The following is a 15,487-nucleotide window of genomic DNA, read 5'->3' on the forward strand; positions in this document are numbered from 1 at the left end:
TTGTTAACGCTTACAATAAACCGTTTAATTTTCTTCCAATACTCTTCTGGCAACCAGCAGACGTTGAATCTCGTTTGTGCCCTCATAAATTTTTGTTATTCTAGCATCCCTGTAAAAGCGTTCCACTGGATATTCACCTATATAGCCGATGCCACCATGAATTTGAACGGCCTTATCAGCAACCTTATTGAAGACTTCAGACGCGAACAGTTTCGCCATAGATGCTTCCTTGATCACTTTTTTACCTTCATCCACCTTTTCTGCTGCCATCATCGTCAATGTTCTTGCTGCTTCCGTTTCTGTAGCCATATCCGCTAACATCCACTGGATCGCCTGGTTCTCAGCAATCGGTTTACCGAACTGCACTCGTTCCTTTGCATAGCTTGCGGAAAGTTCAATCAGCTTGTCACAGGATCCTACCGCTCTAGCCGCAAGGCCGATCCGTCCTTCACCCAGGATTCTCAGAGCATTGATATACCCCATCCCGACTTCACCTATGACATTTTCATCAGGAACGATACAATCTTCAAAAATGACTTGAGCGGTATAGGACCCTCTTAAGCCCATCTTTTTATCTTTCTTACCAACGATTAAGCCAGGGAAGTCTTTCTCTATTAAAAAGGCTGTGATTCCACCTTTGGCCCCCTTTTCTCTATCTGTTAAGGCAAAGACTGTGAACACATCTGCTACAGGAGCATTCGTGATGAAGTGTTTAGTTCCATTCACCACCCAATGATCCCCTTTCTTCTCCGCTTGTGTGGCTAGATTCGTTGCATCAGACCCTGCTCCCGGTTCAGATAAAGCAAAAGCAGCGATCTTCTCTCCTGTTGCCATGGCAGGTAAGTATTTTTGCTTCAATTGTTCAGACGCCAGCTTGACCAATCCGGTGCTGCCGATTCCTGTATGGGCACTGATAAGGGATACAAATCCATTATGGGTCCTTCCCAACTGCTCCAGCACAATCGCTTTTCCGACGGCATTGAGGCCTATCCCCCCATACTCTTCCGGGATACTCATACCGAACAATCCAAGTTCTTTCATTTTTTCTACTAAATGAGGGGGAATAGCATCCTCATCTTCAATTTGCTGGGCATATGGCTCCACTTCATTTTCCACAAAACTACGGATCATCACTTTCATTTGTTCTATTTCATCTGTAATCGTTGCCGTCATTTGTAACATCCTTTCCGTTTTTGTCCTTCACCCTAATACATGCAATTTCCATGCCAACTTTAGCTTTTTTAAAAAATAAACCATAAAAAAAACCTGCAAATGCAGGCTATGCTTAAAAAAAGATTTTTTATGTTTTTTGTGGTCAGGGGATGAAAATTCTCTGGATGGTGTCATTCAACCATTCGAAGATTCAAAAGTGAATCGTTAAATGGACAAACTCCTAAAAATCAATTCATTTTTGAATAACGTGATTCAAAAGTGAATCACGTTTTCAACTGGGGTGCCCGACCTTGTTGTTGATTGACAAAATTCAAGGCACTGTAGATCGACTGCATGGCAGGTGTGTTCAGTCCGTAAAGAGCTCCCTGTTTTGTGATATAACCGCACATTGCTTCGACTTCCATTCGTTTCCCCCGGAGGCGGTCTTGCAACATAGACGTCCTGTGTTGTCTGGCAATTTCAGCACGGGAAAAAATTTGGGAGATAGTAGCTTCGGCATCTACCGGCAATCCTTTATGTATCGCTACATCAATGACCTCTCTGCAAATGGTTTCCGCTGTTTGCCTAAGCTGATCATCATCCAAAATTTCGCCCACCCGTGCTCCAGAAAGCGCTGAAAGTGGGTTGAAGGTGGCATTCCACATTAGTTTGTTCCATTTCTTTGCCAAAATATTTCCTGAAGGGACTGTGTCCACATCCGCTTCTTGTAAAAGCGAAACCACACCACTCTTTATGTCTGTCGAAGGGTCCAATTCTCCGATAACCAACTTCACCCTCCCTTGTTGACGTATCTTTCCAGGTTCATCGACAGAGGCTTGAATATAAGTGACAGCAGATAATATTCGTTCGGCACCAAACACGTCTATCAAAATTTCCTCATTTTCCACACCATTCTGCATCGTCATAACCAGCGCTTTTTCATCGAGGACAGCCTGCAGTTGTTCCGCCATTTCTTTCGTATCGCTCGATTTCACACAAAAGAGCACAAGTTCAACATCTGCTAAGGCAGTCACATCATTAGTGAAAAAGCCATCGACTGAAAAGTCCCGATTTTCTTCTTGGATCGATAAACCTTGCTGGCTCATGGCCTTCAAGTGTTCCCCTCTGGCTAAAAATGTCACCTCATGCCCCGCTTCATATAATTTACCTCCAAAATAACATCCAACGGCCCCTGCTCCAGCTATGCCTATTTTCAATCGATCACGTCCCCTCTTGGAATCCGTAAATGATACTTTTTAAGCTTTCTTACAACAGTCGGTTGACTCGTCTCTAAGGCTTCGGCAATGTCATAGGTGTTTTTATACTTTTCTACAGCCAGCTTCAATACTTTTTCTTCCGCTAATTCGGCTGCTTCCTTTAAAGGAAGAATGGAAGACGGCATGATGGTTATGTCCGTCGTTTCTTGATATTCAGGCGGAAGGTTTTCCATCTGGATGGTGTCTTCCGGGGTCGTCACAACCAGTCGCTCAATTAAATTGGACATTTCCCGTATATTCCCTGGCCACTTATAGGAAAAAAAGAAGTCTTTCAGTTTTGAATCGATTCGCTTATCCATTTCATATTTTTCGTTGGCCTGTTTCATAAACATTTCGATTAATGGAAGGATATCGTCCCTACGATCCTTCAAAGGGGGAATCGATATCGGAAGAACATTCAGTCGATAATATAGATCTTCCCTGAACTCTCCCTGTTCCACCATCTCCTTCAAATCCCGGTTCGTTGCCGCAACAATACGGACATCTACCTTTCTAGGTTTTGTGCCGCCGATACGCTGGATTTCGTTTTCTTGCAACACTCTTAAGAGCTTCACTTGCAATAGAAGAGGCAATTCCCCGATTTCATCTAAAAAAAGCACCCCTCTATCCGCCATTTCAAACATTCCAGGCTTTCCCTTTTGGCTTGCTCCTGTAAAGGCTCCTTGTTCATAACCGAAAAGTTCCGATTCCAATAGATCTGCAGGAATGGCCCCGCAATTGATTTTTATAAATTCACCTTCTCTTGAACGGGCACTTTCCTTAAAAATATGCTTGGCAAGGATGTCTTTCCCTACCCCTGTTTCTCCTAAAATCAACACGGTCGCGTTAACGTGAGCAATCCTTTCCGCTGTATCATAAATCCTTTTCATGGGTTCACTTTGAATGACAAGGCCTTCTAATCGAGACGTTCGATTTTTTAAGAGATCGAGTTCCTTTTTGTACTTGTCATTCAATTGATTCATTCTGCTCAACTTTGTTTGAAGTTCATTCAAATCTGACAAATCTCTGATATTAGTGACGACTTTTTCAATTTCTCCATCTTCATTGAAAACTGGTGCTCCCGTGATCAGTGTTTCTTTTCCCTCATAGTTTTCCTGTACGAGAGAAACGATCCGGCGCTGCTTGACGACCCGGTGGGTAACAGAATTCTTCAGAATCCCCCTCTTGATCAGGGCATCCACATTTTTCCCTATATAATACTCTTTTGGAATCCCTGTAATCCTTTCTATCGCTGAATTCGTTTTCCAGGTAACCCCTTTATGATCGGTTATATAGATGCCATCATAAGAATTCTCTATAATCGCATCCAGCTCACGGGTCAATCTTTTCAGATCTTCATTTTCATTCTTCAAAGCGGATAATTCAGATGTTTCTGTTCCGACAAACAAGTGGGCATGATCATCGTATGTGGAGCTCCGGATGAATACATATCTTTTTTTTCCATCTTCCGCCAAGATCATCTTAGACGTCGGCTTCACATCCCAGGTAGGAAAAATTTCTTTAATACTCGTTCCTATGCTCAACTCATGCTCAATGTTCGACTCCATTAATTCATTAAAGGAAAGTATTTCGCCTTTCTGATCAAGGATAATAGCTGGAAGTGGAATGTGTTCCATACGATCGATCAGTTCCAAGATTTCCTCACCTCTTTTATAGCTTGAGATTGACTTTCAGGTTGTTACCATTATCAAGACTGTTCCATGACAGTGACCGACGACCGGAAATGAACGAACCATCGAATTACCCTGGACACCATGTTATCCAGCTTTAAATCAGAACAAGCCATACACTGTAAGGGCGACAATCAAAATGCTCACCAGGCTCATGACATATGTTCCATTCCATCGGAAGCCTATTGTAAACCCATTCCTCTCTAAACAATTGCTGACTATGATATTAATGGCGTTCAAAGGGCATAAAACAGCTGTGATAGACCATGACATGATGAATATCAAGGCCAGAAATTCTGGTGACATCCCTACACTGGAAGCAGATACCTGACTTGCCAGAATGGGAATGACAACAATCTGGTGGACACCGATAAAAGCAAAGAACAGGACAACTAAAAAAATGATCAGGACGAATAGCAACAAAGATTGTTCCGCAAATCCCATCAAGAAGGATTGAAGCTGATCGGCGAACACTGTATTCCTAATGGCAAGGCCGAACAATCCCGCACTTAAAAACAGAGTAATTTCATGATCCATATGGGAAATCTTCCGTAAATAGCCTTCGAATTCGGTCGCTAGCACCTTCCATTGGTTCAACACCGCAGCCCATAAGAGAGGAACAAAGACAGCGATCAGACTGACTAGTGTCAACATAGAGATACGTGTAACATGTTCTAAGATCAATAATGAGAAAATCATTACGACAAGCATACAAAGGATTTTCAGCAAATTTCCCCTGTGAACTTGATCGTCTTCTACCTCTCCAGTCAGGTCTTCTTTCCCTCGTTTTCCATTTCCGTAAAGTTTTTTTGAGGACCGTAGGAAAAGCAAATTTCCGATTATTAATTGAAGAAGTGCAACCGCCATCCCGAGGACGATATATTGGTTGAACCGGCCTCCGACTTCATGTAAAACAATAGCCACCGATGCAAAATACGGCGACCAAAGCATAGAGGAAGTAAAGCCGATCAAATAGGATTTCCCGAGGATCATTGGATTGATTCTCAACTTATCTACCATTTCATGGACGATTTTCACAGATCCCATGTTCAAAATCGGACTGATCAATGCCAGAAAACTAGAAAGGCCGAAGAAAGCAAGCCTCGGCTGATCTTCCCATTTCCTCATAAAATGCTTGATCGAATGAAAATAACCGCCCGCTTTTAATGGAATGGAAAGCATTGGGACCAGGCTGATCAACGCTAGCAGTGGCAAGTTTTGCTGGATACCTTCAAGACCTATCTCAAAAGGGGCATCCTTGGTATTCCAATTGATCAATAAGGCCAATAAGAAGAGTGTGAGAGTAATGAACCTCGCTACTCCTTTAACATTCAGGACACTGGAAAAATAAACAGCTAGACAAAACCCTGATAACACATAGAAAAGGGCTGGAAAGGGAAAGAAAAAATAAATAAGATAGAACAAGCACATCGCCAATATGGCCCCTGACTTCCAAGTGAGTACTGACATAAGACCAGCTACTTAACTTCTTCCTTTTCATTTGAATAAGGCCTCTTGCCCATTTCTCGTTTTCCTTTCCAATCGAAATCCATCGGTAGATCATCCTCCTTTTTCTCTCTTATTCAAAATAAAAGCCAGCCATATCAAAGGAATCTTGATATAACTGGCTTCGATCTACGTTAAAGATCCACACGTCGAATGCGGAGTCCATAGAATCACAGTTTCCTTATGCTAAATGATTTTCTGACTCATTCACGGATCATGAAAGAGGTGATCTTTCTAGAAGTGAATGCCTTCTTTGATTATATACTTTTTATAATTTTCTGTCTAATCTGACCATATCTCTAATCTACGTTGATGGTTACAACCTCTCCATCCTCTACAGCCGCGATGCGGAGTTTGGTCGTAAACCCGCCGTTCTCTCCAATTTCTTCAATTGTGTAAACTTGTTTGTCTTCCGGCAAAGCATCAAGACCATCTTGCATATGGGCACGGATGGCTTCTGGATCATCTACGGATCCTGCTGCCTTCATCGCTTCCATGAACGTGTACATAGCGACATAGTGATACCCTGCTTCCGAACCTGGAGTTTGACCATGCTCTTCTTTATATTTTTCTATGAATTCTGCCGTTCCAGGATAGTCAGAGTTCACCAAAGGGGTCACGCCTACAGATCCTTCCAAATCTTCATAAGAGCCTATTACACTCTCCATTTCATCAAGCTTGGCCTGGTCCATAATGATGAACCCACCTTCAAACCCTAACTCTCTCGCTTGCTTAGCTACTTTCGCAGTTGGTTCAGAAGGACCGCCAATGAATAAAACATCAGGATCTTCTTCCAAAGCGTTTGTAACTAAAGTGAAGAAATCGGTATCTTTCGAGAAGTCGATGGAAGAATTATAGACCACTTCTCCACCTTGTTCTTCCCAATGAGGGACAAGCGCTTCTGTCCAATCCTTCCCATATTGAGAAGCCGTCGGAAGTGCTGCGAGTTTCTTGCCATGGTTTTCCATCGCATAGTTCGTGAAAGGCTCCAAGTAACCATCATAACTCGGCGGAATACGGACAGTCAGTCCATTTCCTGCTTCCGTGACATCCGGCTCACTCGTATAGGCACCAATCAGGAAGTTTTCCTGTTCATTGAACACTTGCATTGCTTTGATTCCTCCACTGTGAGGAGAGAAGATGATGGGTGCCTCGTTTTCCTGCAGTAAACGTTTGGCGTTAGCTGCTGTTTCGTTCGGCAAATATTTGTCGTCCAGGGAGACCAGATTGAATTTATAATTTTGGCCATCTACTTCGAACCCGCCATTGTTGTTGATTTCTTCCACGGCCATTGTCACACCATTCAATGTCCGTTCGCCATAGTAAGCAGCCGGTCCACTTAAAGGTCCGCTGTATCCGATGTTGACAACCTCTTCTCCTTCTTCTACTTCTGGTGCTTCTGTTTCGGTTTCAACCTCATTTCCGCTTTCACCACCAGCCGCCTCGTTCGAAGGGTTATCGATACATCCCGCCATCACCAACAATAACGTGGATACCAACAAAAAAACGGATAACTTGATAAATTTCATTTGAGTTCCTCCCATGGTTTGTTTTTTCCCATCCTTAAACAAACGAGCCTTCCCCTTTCAGCAAAAATTTATCTTCAGGCACCAATATAAGCCCTTCGAACCGTATCATTTGCTAACAGTTCTTCGGAAGTTCCTTTGACGACAATGGAACCACTTTCGAAAACATAACCACGGTCAGCTATTTTCAAAGCTGCAAAAGCATTTTGTTCGGCTAACAGAACCGTCGTCCCATCTTTATTGATCTTTTGGATGACCTCGAACATCTGCTCAACGATCAATGGTGCCAAACCGATGGATGGCTCATCCAGCAGCATCAATTTAGGCTTTGCCATCAACGCACGCCCGATCGCAAGCATCTGCTGTTGTCCCCCACTCAGAGATCCAGCTGCATTCGCTCTTTTCTCATATAGTATTGGGAATAGCTCAAATACTTCTTCCAAAGAGCTGTTGACCTGTTTCCGCTTCCTCCTATGAATATAAGCCCCCATGATCAAGTTTTCCTTGACTGTCATCTGCGGGAACAACTTCCGATCTTCCGCACATTGAACGATGCCTGACTGAACGATTTTATCCGGAGCCACCCCTTGAAGCAGGGTCTCTTCAAAAACAATCTGGCCTTCACTCGGTTTTTGCAGCCCGCTGATCGCATTGAAAATCGTACTCTTCCCTGCACCATTGGAACCTAGAAGAACGACCAATTCTCCTTTCTCTACGGTGATATCCACATGTTCGACAGCAGTAAATCCACCATAATCAACCGAAACGCGGGATAACTCAAGCACTCGCGTCCCCTCCTAAATACGCTTCGATGACAGCCTGATCATTCATGATTTCCTCCGCTGTCCCCTCTGCAATTTTTTCTCCATAATTCAACACCATGATTTTATCTGCAAGTTTCATGATCATCTTCATCTTGTGTTCAATCAAACAAACCGTGATTTGCTTCTTCACCATTTTTTCCATCAGCTCCGCCAATCCTTCGGTTTCGCCAGGGTTGATACCCGCGGTAGGTTCATCCAGGAAGACGATTTCCGGATCAGTGGCTAGAGCTAATGCGAAGGCAACACGCTTTTTCTCTTCCTGAGTGATACTCCCTGCAAGCTGATCCCTCACATGAGTCAATCCAACAAAATCCAATACCTCCATCGCTTTATCCCGGCACTTCTTCTCTTCCCTTTTGAACCGTTTTGTTCTTAACACCGCATCTAGTATATTCGACTCCGTCCTTAACCTATGGCCGACGATCACATTATCCAGCACCGTCGATTGCTCAAAAAGATTCGTCGTCTGGAAAGTGCGGGCGACCCCAAGCTTGGCGATCTTATTAGGAGGGAGTTTCGTAATGTCTTTCCCTTTATAAATGACCCGTCCCGAAGTGGGAGAGTAAGAACCACTGAGAAGATTAAAAAAAGTAGATTTACCTGCCCCGTTCGGTCCAATGATTGCATTGATTTTACCTTCTTCAATTGTAAAGTCCACCTCGTTGACAGCAACCAACCCACCGAACTTCTTCGTCAGTTTCTTTGTTTCTATCAGCACTATCATCCCTCCTTGATCTTTTTCTCCGTTTCTCGTGATTGTTGCTGGACATATTTTTGTTTCTTTTCCGTCTGTTTCTTTTTCTTCGCCCAACTTTTCATCCGCCAGTCATGATAGGCTCCGACGATTCCTCGTGGATAAAAAATGATCAATAACGTCAATAACGGACCGAAAATCAACATACGATAGTCTTGTAGAAATTGAAGGGATTGAGATACGGTCACGATAAGGAATGTTCCTACAATCGGACCTGCCAATGTGCCGATTCCGCCTACTAACAAATACGTAAGCAAATCGAAGATGATAGTGATGTAACCGATATCCGGGCCTATGAACCGGATGAAAGAGGCATAGAGTGCACCGGCAAGGCCAGCAAAGAATGTAGAGATAACAAATACTAACAGTTTATTTTTCATCGTTGAAATACCGATTGTCTGAGCCAAATCCTCACTATTCCGTATCGCGATAAAAGTCCGGCCTGTCAGAGAATGGACGATGCGGTACATGACGAATACGGTGAGCAATAAGAAAAATAAGATGAGATAGTATTGGGATAGAGGAGTCTCAAAGGATAAGGGACCGATATTCGTAGGAGCAGGGATTCCGATCAAGCCACGGACACCGCCTGTCAGACTATCCCACTTATCAATGACAAGGTAAATGATATAACCGACACACAATGTATAGATCGCGAAAAAATGCTCCCTCGTCCTTAAAGCGACCAGCCCGACAACGGCACCAATGGCACTTGTCAATAGACAGGCAAGAACAAGAGATACCCAATAGTTTAAGCCAGCTTTGACTGTCAGCAGTCCCAAAGCATAAGCACCAATCGCGAAGAAACCGGCATGGGCAAGAGATAAATACCCTGTATAACCAGCAAGCAAATTCAGTCCATAAACCGCAATCATCCAAATGAAAGCAAGCGTCATAATGTGTAGAAAGTAGTCATTTTGTGAAAGAAATGGGAAGAGAACAGCAGCGAGAATGAAGCCAATGATCCATCCTCTCTTTTTGAGAAGTGAACCCAATTAAAATCCCTCCCTGGTAAACAATCCTTTTGGCTTGATTGATAAAATGACCACAAGCAGTAAAAATGCAATGATATCTTTGTAGTCATTCGATATATAAGTAGCTCCCAAACTTTCCGTGAAACCAAGGATATATCCACCCAGAATAGCACCTGGTACACTGCCCATCCCACCGATAATAATGATGACAAAAGCTTTTAAAATGACGAGGTGGCCCATACCGGGAAAAACAAGGTTGATAGGTGCGGATAAAGAAGCAGCAATAGCAGCTAACCCACCGGAAATCATAAATGTCAACATCGCCACTCTATTCGTATTGATTCCGACGAGGTGGGCTCCCTCCCGGTTTTAAGCCATAGCAATAATCGTCGAACCGATATAGGTCTTTTTCAAAAACAGAAAAAGTAGGACCATAACAGCAATCGCCCCGATATTGATCAATACTCGTTGCACCGTAGCGGTCATACCGAACAGGTCGATGACTTGACCATAAGGCGTTTCCATCGTCCGGTAGTCTGCTCCCCATATCAACTGGGCAAAAGCTTCCAGAAACAACAGGATCCCGATGGCTGCAATCTTGTCATGAATCGGCGGAGCATTGCGGAGTGGATGGAAGACGAGCCTGTCCATAATCACGCCGAGCAAGCCAACCACCAGGACGGAAACAGCCATCGCCACCCAATAATGGACACCCCACAAAAGCATCATGGTCAACGTAATATAAGCGCCAAGCATATATAAGGCACCATGGGCGAAATTGGGAATATGCAAAATCCCATAGACGAGGGTCAAACCGAGAGCGACCAAGCTATAGACACTGCCAATCGTCAGCCCATTGAAAAGTTGCTGTGCTAAAATATCCATTGAACTTCTCCTTTACCCTTCATTTTTGAAGCTTTTAGCGCTCTGGATGTACCAGAGCGCTTGGAACTTTGGTCAGCCCTGCTGGTCGGAGTGACTTTTTTCCCGCTCTTCTTCTTGCAGTTTTCTCCATAAAATCTTACCACTGTTCGTAGTCGGGAATTCCTTCTTGAACTCGACGATTCTCGGATACTTGTATGCTGCCATCTGCTCTTTGGACCACTCGACGATATCTTCTTCTGTCACTTTTCCTTCATATCCATCATTCAGAATGACGAACGCTTTGATGTTCTCCCCCTTACGTGGATCTGGAACGCCGACAACGCATGCTTGCTGGACGGCAGGGTGATCATACAAAGCTGATTCAACTTCTGTCGGCCAGACGTTGTACCCGGAAGCATTGATCATCCGTTTTAAGCGATCAACCATAAAGAAGTATCCTTCCTCATCACAGCGGCCGATATCTCCCGTCCGGAAAAAGGACTTTCCTTCGATATCGATAAAAGCATGTTCATTTTCCTCTTCACGATTGTAATAACCGACCATCACTTGAGGGCCATTGACGACGATCTCTCCGATTTCTCCTGGTTCCACTTCTTCATTCGTCGCCGGATCAATAATCCGTGCATCGACATCAAAGGAAGGAATGCCGAGGCATTGCAGTTTCGGTCGATCAGGTGGATTGAAGTGTGTCTGAGCTATCGTTTCCGAAAGGCCATACCCTTCCACAAATTCCAGTCCTGTCAGTTGATAAAGTTTTTCACCTAACGCTTTAGGAAAAGCGGCTCCCCCTCCTGAAATAGCGTATAAGGAACGGAGATCTTCTGCTTTCACTTCAGGATTGGCAAGGAAATCAACCAGCATCGTACTGATCGTCACCCAGTGGCTGCATTTCTGATCCCGGATCAACTGCCTGGCGGTTTCCCGATTCCACCTTGTCATGATGACGATTTTATTCCCACTGAAAATCGGCATGTGCATACTATGAACCATCCCTGTGACATGAAAATAAGGTAAGGTAGCCAGCGTCCTCGAATCGGTCGTCGCACGCGCCCAGTAGAACGCCCCCATGATATTTGCCTGGACCGTCCGATTGGTGTGCATACACCCTTTCGGAAGTCCTGTCGTACCAGATGTGTATGGTAATACAGCCAAATCATCTGCAGAAACTTCCCGATTCTGGGTTTCTGTCCAAACTTTCATCGCATCTGCCCAGGAATGAATATGGACATCCTCATATGTTGCCCTCGGTGCCGCAACTTCCGGCGGTAACAATTCGTCATGACCTTCCCCTTTATAATCTGAATAAGCTGCAACCACCATATCGCTCAACGTTGTATTTTCCAGGAGAGGGCTGACTACATCAGCAAGTTCTTGTCCAACGATTGCTGTTTTGATTGAGCAATCTTTTACATAAAATTCGAGCTCAGCCGTCTTCAACATCGGATTGATGGGTACTACTACTGCACCAGACTGTAAAATTGCATAATAACCGATGATGAACTGTGGGGAGTTTTGCATAAACAACAATACCTTCTCCCCCTTAACGACATCCAAAAGCTGCTGAAGATAGCCAGCTAATTGATCGACTTCCTTCAATAATTCCCGATAGGTCATAGTCTGTCCATAATAATAGATAGCTTCGTGATCAGGATATCGAGTTGCCGAAACCTTCAAATTGTCGTAAATAGACGTTTCCGGAACAGTTATGGACTTCGTCAACTTCGGCCAAAACTCATAATGCTTCGTTTGCAAGAGACCACTCCTTTTTATAGAATCAACCAACCATTTGTAAGCGTTATCATTTATTTTCAAAATTTTTTGCGCCTTATTTGATCATCCAACCTCCATCGACAAGCAAGTCCGAACCTGTCATATAGGAAGCCTCTTTTGAAGCAGCGAAGGTGATGACTTGGGCGATTTCTTCTGGTTTCCCTACCCGGCCTAAAGCAGTATTTCTTTGAATCGCTTCTTCAAATCGTTTATTTCTCAAGCCTTGTTCGGTCAAAGGTGTTTCCGCAAATCCAGGTGAAACAGAATTAACTCGAATGCCATAAGGCGCGAACTCCAATGCAAGGGACTTGGTAAAATTGATGACTGCCGCTTTGGAAGAACTGTAGTGTGGAATCTTGGCTCCTGCTTTATGGCCAGAGAGGGAAGCGACATTGACGATCGCACGGTTCCCCTCTTCCTTTTCGCTTGACTCAGCCATCACACGCCCGAGAGCTTTCGAGACGAGATAGACACTTTTTAAGTTCGTATTTTGGATGCGATTCCACTCTGTTTCTTCCATTTCCATTATGGTAGATTTCCCTGATGTACCCGCGTTGTTCACGACGACATGCAAGTCCCCATAAGTTCTCTGAACAAAATCTGCAAGTTTACTAACCTCATCTTCTCTGGTTACATCTGCTTGAAAAATATCAGCCCGAGGCTCTGTTAAACCTTCGTTAATTCGATCAGCCACCTTTTCCAATTTTGAAACGGTTCTGCCAACTAAGACGACTTTCCCACCCTCTTGAGCCATCTGAAAAGCTGTCTGTTCTCCGATTCCACTCCCGGCACCTGTTACTACAGCTACCGTATTTTCGAATCTAGTCAAACGATCCACCTCCTTTTTCATCTAGTTCAATGCTAAGTGTGAATCTAATATCGCCCTTAGTTCCTCAGGGATTGACTCACTCTTTTGCTCTTCATAATTATAATGAACGATCGTCGCCTCCGCTTCAGCAATGACCTGCCCTGTATCCTTGACCCGGATATTATGGTTAAAACGGAAGCTTTTGTTTCCGATGTTCGTAATCCAGGATTCGATAGTCAAATGTTGCCCGAAATAGGCTTGACTTACATAATCACATTTCGTCGAAGCCAATATGAAACGACCGACGGAATTCAAGTCTTCAGGAAAGACATCACGGAAAAACTTCCCTCTTGCTTCCTCTAAGTAGATAAAGTAACTAGTATTATTCACATGACCAGCCATATCGGTTTCACAAAACCTGACTCTTACTTCTGCTTCATGTGTCAAGGATCCTGCCTCCCTTCCGACCGGTCAGTATTCCCACTAGTTGGCCCAATCAAGAGGGCCTTACCGACCAATCAATCCTTTTTATTGATGCCATTCAAGATCATTTCAAGGTAAATCGTTGTCAACTCATCTGCAGAGATATCCCCTTCAGGATCGAACCAATAGTAGCTCCAATTCGTCATTCCAAGAATGCCGCGTGTCACCATATCAGGATTCATTCCGGTTTGGAATTCGCCTTTTTCAATCCCCTCTTCGATAAGGGTTTGGAAGTTTTTCCTGAACTGGTCTCTTTTTTGAACGTTCTGCTCCAAGTAGGCCTTCTCAAGATTCCGCATTTCCCTGAAGAAGATGCGCGCACTTTTCTTACGCCCCTTGATACTGTGGATAACCATAAAGATCATTGCCCGCAGCTTTTCCTGGCAGTTTTTGGACTCATCCTGAAGGATTTCTTCCTGATTTCTCAATAAAAATTCGATGAAATTCAAATGGATATCCGTCAAAAGTTCCTGCTTATTTTTGAAATAATAATAAAAAGAACCTTTGGTTACATCAAGCGCTTCGACGATTTCCTGCACGGATGTTTCTGTGAAGCCCTTTTTGTCAAATAAATGGATGCTAGTATCTAGTATTTTCTGTTTCATAGATTGACGTTCCTCTCATTTAGGGATGATATAACATTATAACATTCCTAAAGTCCCCCAAAGCGATGAAATTCTATCAGTCCCGCTCGAGAATCATGGCAATCCCTTGACCACCACCTATACAAGCAGTGATCAACGCATATCTTCCTTGACGCCGTTGTAATTCATATATTGCTTTTGTAGCAAGGATCGCTCCGGTCGCCCCCAGGGGATGACCGTGGGCAATGGCACCTCCATTGACATTCACCTTTTCCATGTCCATGTTTAAATCTTCCTGACAGGAGAGGACTTGAGCAGCAAAGGCTTCATTGATTTCGATGATGTCGATATCTTCAAGGGTGAGACCAGTACGTGCCAAAACTTTTTGCGTTGCAGGTACAGGACCGATACCCATGATATTTGGGTCGACGCCTGCTACCGTACAGGCTCTCACCGTTGCGAGCGGTGTTGCACCAAGCTCGTGGGCTTTTTCCCTCGACATCAAACCAAGAGCCGAAGCCGCATCATTCAAACCAGAACTGTTCGCAGCAGTGACAGATCCATCCTCCTTAAACGCCGGCCGCAGTTTGGACATTCCTTCTAAGGTAGACTGTGGTCTTGGATGTTCGTCTGTTTGGAAAACAACCGGCTCCCCTTTTCGGACGGGGATGGTTATAGGGACGATTTGTTCATCAAAACGCCCTTCTTCCATCGCAATCGCCATTTTCTCCTGGCTCTTTTGGGCGAACTGGTCCTGTTTTTCTCTTGGGATTTCATATTGTTCGGCCAAGTTTTCTGCTGTGATCCCCATTGGCGGATCTCCGACTTCCTTCGGGGATAATTGAGATTTTCTGAACTTTGGAGGAACAGGACTATATGGACGCTCTGGACGATCCATCAAGTAAGGGGCACGGCTCATGCTTTCTGTTCCGCCTGCGATATACACATCACCGCTTCCTGCCTGGATCGCTTGTGCCGCCAAATGGATCGCGTTCAATCCTGAGCCGCACTGGCGATCCACGGTCAAACCTGGGAGGCTCATCGAAAGACCCGCCTGCAAGGCAGATAATCGGGCGATATTCCCTCCACCACTTAAGACGTTTCCGAAAATGACATCTTCTATCACGTCTGGTTCTACACCTGAGCGTGATACCGCTTCTTTGATAACTTCCGCTCCTAATACATGAGCAGGTACGGTTGCGAGGGCGCCCCCTTGCTTTCCGATCGCCGTCCGGACCGCTGATACAATTACTGCATCTCTTTGTGTCATTTTT

At 44.3% G+C, this 15,487-nt stretch carries 13 protein-coding genes and 1 pseudogene; all 14 read right to left on the reverse strand.

Annotation, left to right across the window (positions count from 1 at the left end; all coding sequences use genetic code 11):
* Window positions 1–24: 24 nt before the first annotated feature.
* The 14 genes and pseudogenes from BMZ58_RS05040 to BMZ58_RS05105 all read right to left on the reverse strand — a co-directional run bounded on the left by BMZ58_RS05040 (window position 25) and on the right by BMZ58_RS05105 (window position 15,483).
* Window positions 25–1,173 (reverse strand): acyl-CoA dehydrogenase family protein, encoded by a 1,149-nt coding sequence (locus BMZ58_RS05040; RefSeq protein WP_075035463.1) that lies wholly within the window; start codon window positions 1,171–1,173, stop codon window positions 25–27.
* A gap of 263 nt (window positions 1,174–1,436) precedes the next feature.
* Window positions 1,437–2,369 (reverse strand): ketopantoate reductase family protein, encoded by a 933-nt coding sequence (locus BMZ58_RS05045; RefSeq protein ID WP_075035464.1) that lies wholly within the window; start codon window positions 2,367–2,369, stop codon window positions 1,437–1,439.
* Complete coding sequence (locus tag BMZ58_RS05050) at window positions 2,366–4,063, reverse strand: sigma-54 interaction domain-containing protein (RefSeq protein ID WP_244151493.1); 1,698 nt, start codon at window positions 4,061–4,063, stop codon at window positions 2,366–2,368. Before BMZ58_RS05050 ends, BMZ58_RS05045 begins: the two co-directional genes overlap by 4 nt.
* Before the next feature lie 138 nt (window positions 4,064–4,201).
* The gene (locus BMZ58_RS05055) at window positions 4,202–5,569 is read right to left on the reverse strand and encodes a hypothetical protein (protein ID WP_139207287.1); all 1,368 of its coding nucleotides are present in this window, start codon (window positions 5,567–5,569) and stop codon (window positions 4,202–4,204) included.
* 335 nt (window positions 5,570–5,904) lie between these two features.
* Window positions 5,905–7,134 (reverse strand): ABC transporter substrate-binding protein, encoded by a 1,230-nt coding sequence (locus BMZ58_RS05060; protein ID WP_075035636.1) that lies wholly within the window; start codon window positions 7,132–7,134, stop codon window positions 5,905–5,907.
* Between the two features lie 74 nt (window positions 7,135–7,208).
* The gene (locus BMZ58_RS05065; RefSeq protein WP_075035466.1) at window positions 7,209–7,916 is read right to left on the reverse strand and encodes an ABC transporter ATP-binding protein; all 708 of its coding nucleotides are present in this window, start codon (window positions 7,914–7,916) and stop codon (window positions 7,209–7,211) included.
* Window positions 7,909–8,673: an ABC transporter ATP-binding protein gene (locus tag BMZ58_RS05070; RefSeq protein ID WP_075035467.1), complete on the reverse strand. Its 765-nt coding sequence runs from the start codon at window positions 8,671–8,673 to the stop codon at window positions 7,909–7,911. Before BMZ58_RS05070 ends, BMZ58_RS05065 begins: the two co-directional genes overlap by 8 nt.
* 2 nt (window positions 8,674–8,675) lie before the next feature.
* The gene (locus tag BMZ58_RS05075) at window positions 8,676–9,704 is read right to left on the reverse strand and encodes a branched-chain amino acid ABC transporter permease (protein ID WP_075035468.1); all 1,029 of its coding nucleotides are present in this window, start codon (window positions 9,702–9,704) and stop codon (window positions 8,676–8,678) included.
* Window positions 9,705–10,568: pseudogene (locus BMZ58_RS05080) on the reverse strand (branched-chain amino acid ABC transporter permease).
* 72 nt (window positions 10,569–10,640) lie between these two features.
* Entirely contained in the window at window positions 10,641–12,320 is a 1,680-nt protein-coding gene (locus tag BMZ58_RS05085) for a long-chain fatty acid--CoA ligase (RefSeq protein WP_075035469.1), read from the reverse strand.
* 73 nt (window positions 12,321–12,393) lie between these two features.
* Window positions 12,394–13,167: an SDR family NAD(P)-dependent oxidoreductase gene (locus BMZ58_RS05090; protein WP_244151494.1), complete on the reverse strand. Its 774-nt coding sequence runs from the start codon at window positions 13,165–13,167 to the stop codon at window positions 12,394–12,396.
* Between the two features lie 21 nt (window positions 13,168–13,188).
* Window positions 13,189–13,593, reverse strand: a complete 405-nt coding sequence (locus BMZ58_RS05095; RefSeq protein WP_075035471.1) for an acyl-CoA thioesterase — start codon at window positions 13,591–13,593, stop codon at window positions 13,189–13,191.
* A gap of 71 nt (window positions 13,594–13,664) precedes the next feature.
* The gene (locus tag BMZ58_RS05100) at window positions 13,665–14,234 is read right to left on the reverse strand and encodes a TetR/AcrR family transcriptional regulator (protein ID WP_075035472.1); all 570 of its coding nucleotides are present in this window, start codon (window positions 14,232–14,234) and stop codon (window positions 13,665–13,667) included.
* 76 nt (window positions 14,235–14,310) lie between these two features.
* Complete coding sequence (locus BMZ58_RS05105) at window positions 14,311–15,483, reverse strand: thiolase family protein (protein ID WP_075035473.1); 1,173 nt, start codon at window positions 15,481–15,483, stop codon at window positions 14,311–14,313.
* Window positions 15,484–15,487 lie beyond the last annotated feature (4 nt).

This window comes from Halobacillus dabanensis (assembly GCF_900114165.1).
In the GTDB taxonomy this organism is placed as follows: Bacteria; Bacillota; Bacilli; order Bacillales; family Halobacillaceae; genus Halobacillus; species Halobacillus dabanensis.

Coding starts and splice junctions, on each gene's coding strand:
- BMZ58_RS05100 (WP_075035472.1), bottom strand. CDS start 14,234: ATGAAACAGAAAATACTAGATACTAGCATCCATTTATTTGACAAAAAG.
- BMZ58_RS05040 (WP_075035463.1), bottom strand. CDS start 1,173: ATGACGGCAACGATTACAGATGAAATAGAACAAATGAAAGTGATGATC.
- BMZ58_RS05055 (WP_139207287.1), bottom strand. CDS start 5,569: ATGTCAGTACTCACTTGGAAGTCAGGGGCCATATTGGCGATGTGCTTG.
- BMZ58_RS05105 (WP_075035473.1), bottom strand. CDS start 15,483: ATGACACAAAGAGATGCAGTAATTGTATCAGCGGTCCGGACGGCGATC.
- BMZ58_RS05060 (WP_075035636.1), bottom strand. CDS start 7,134: ATGAAATTTATCAAGTTATCCGTTTTTTTGTTGGTATCCACGTTATTG.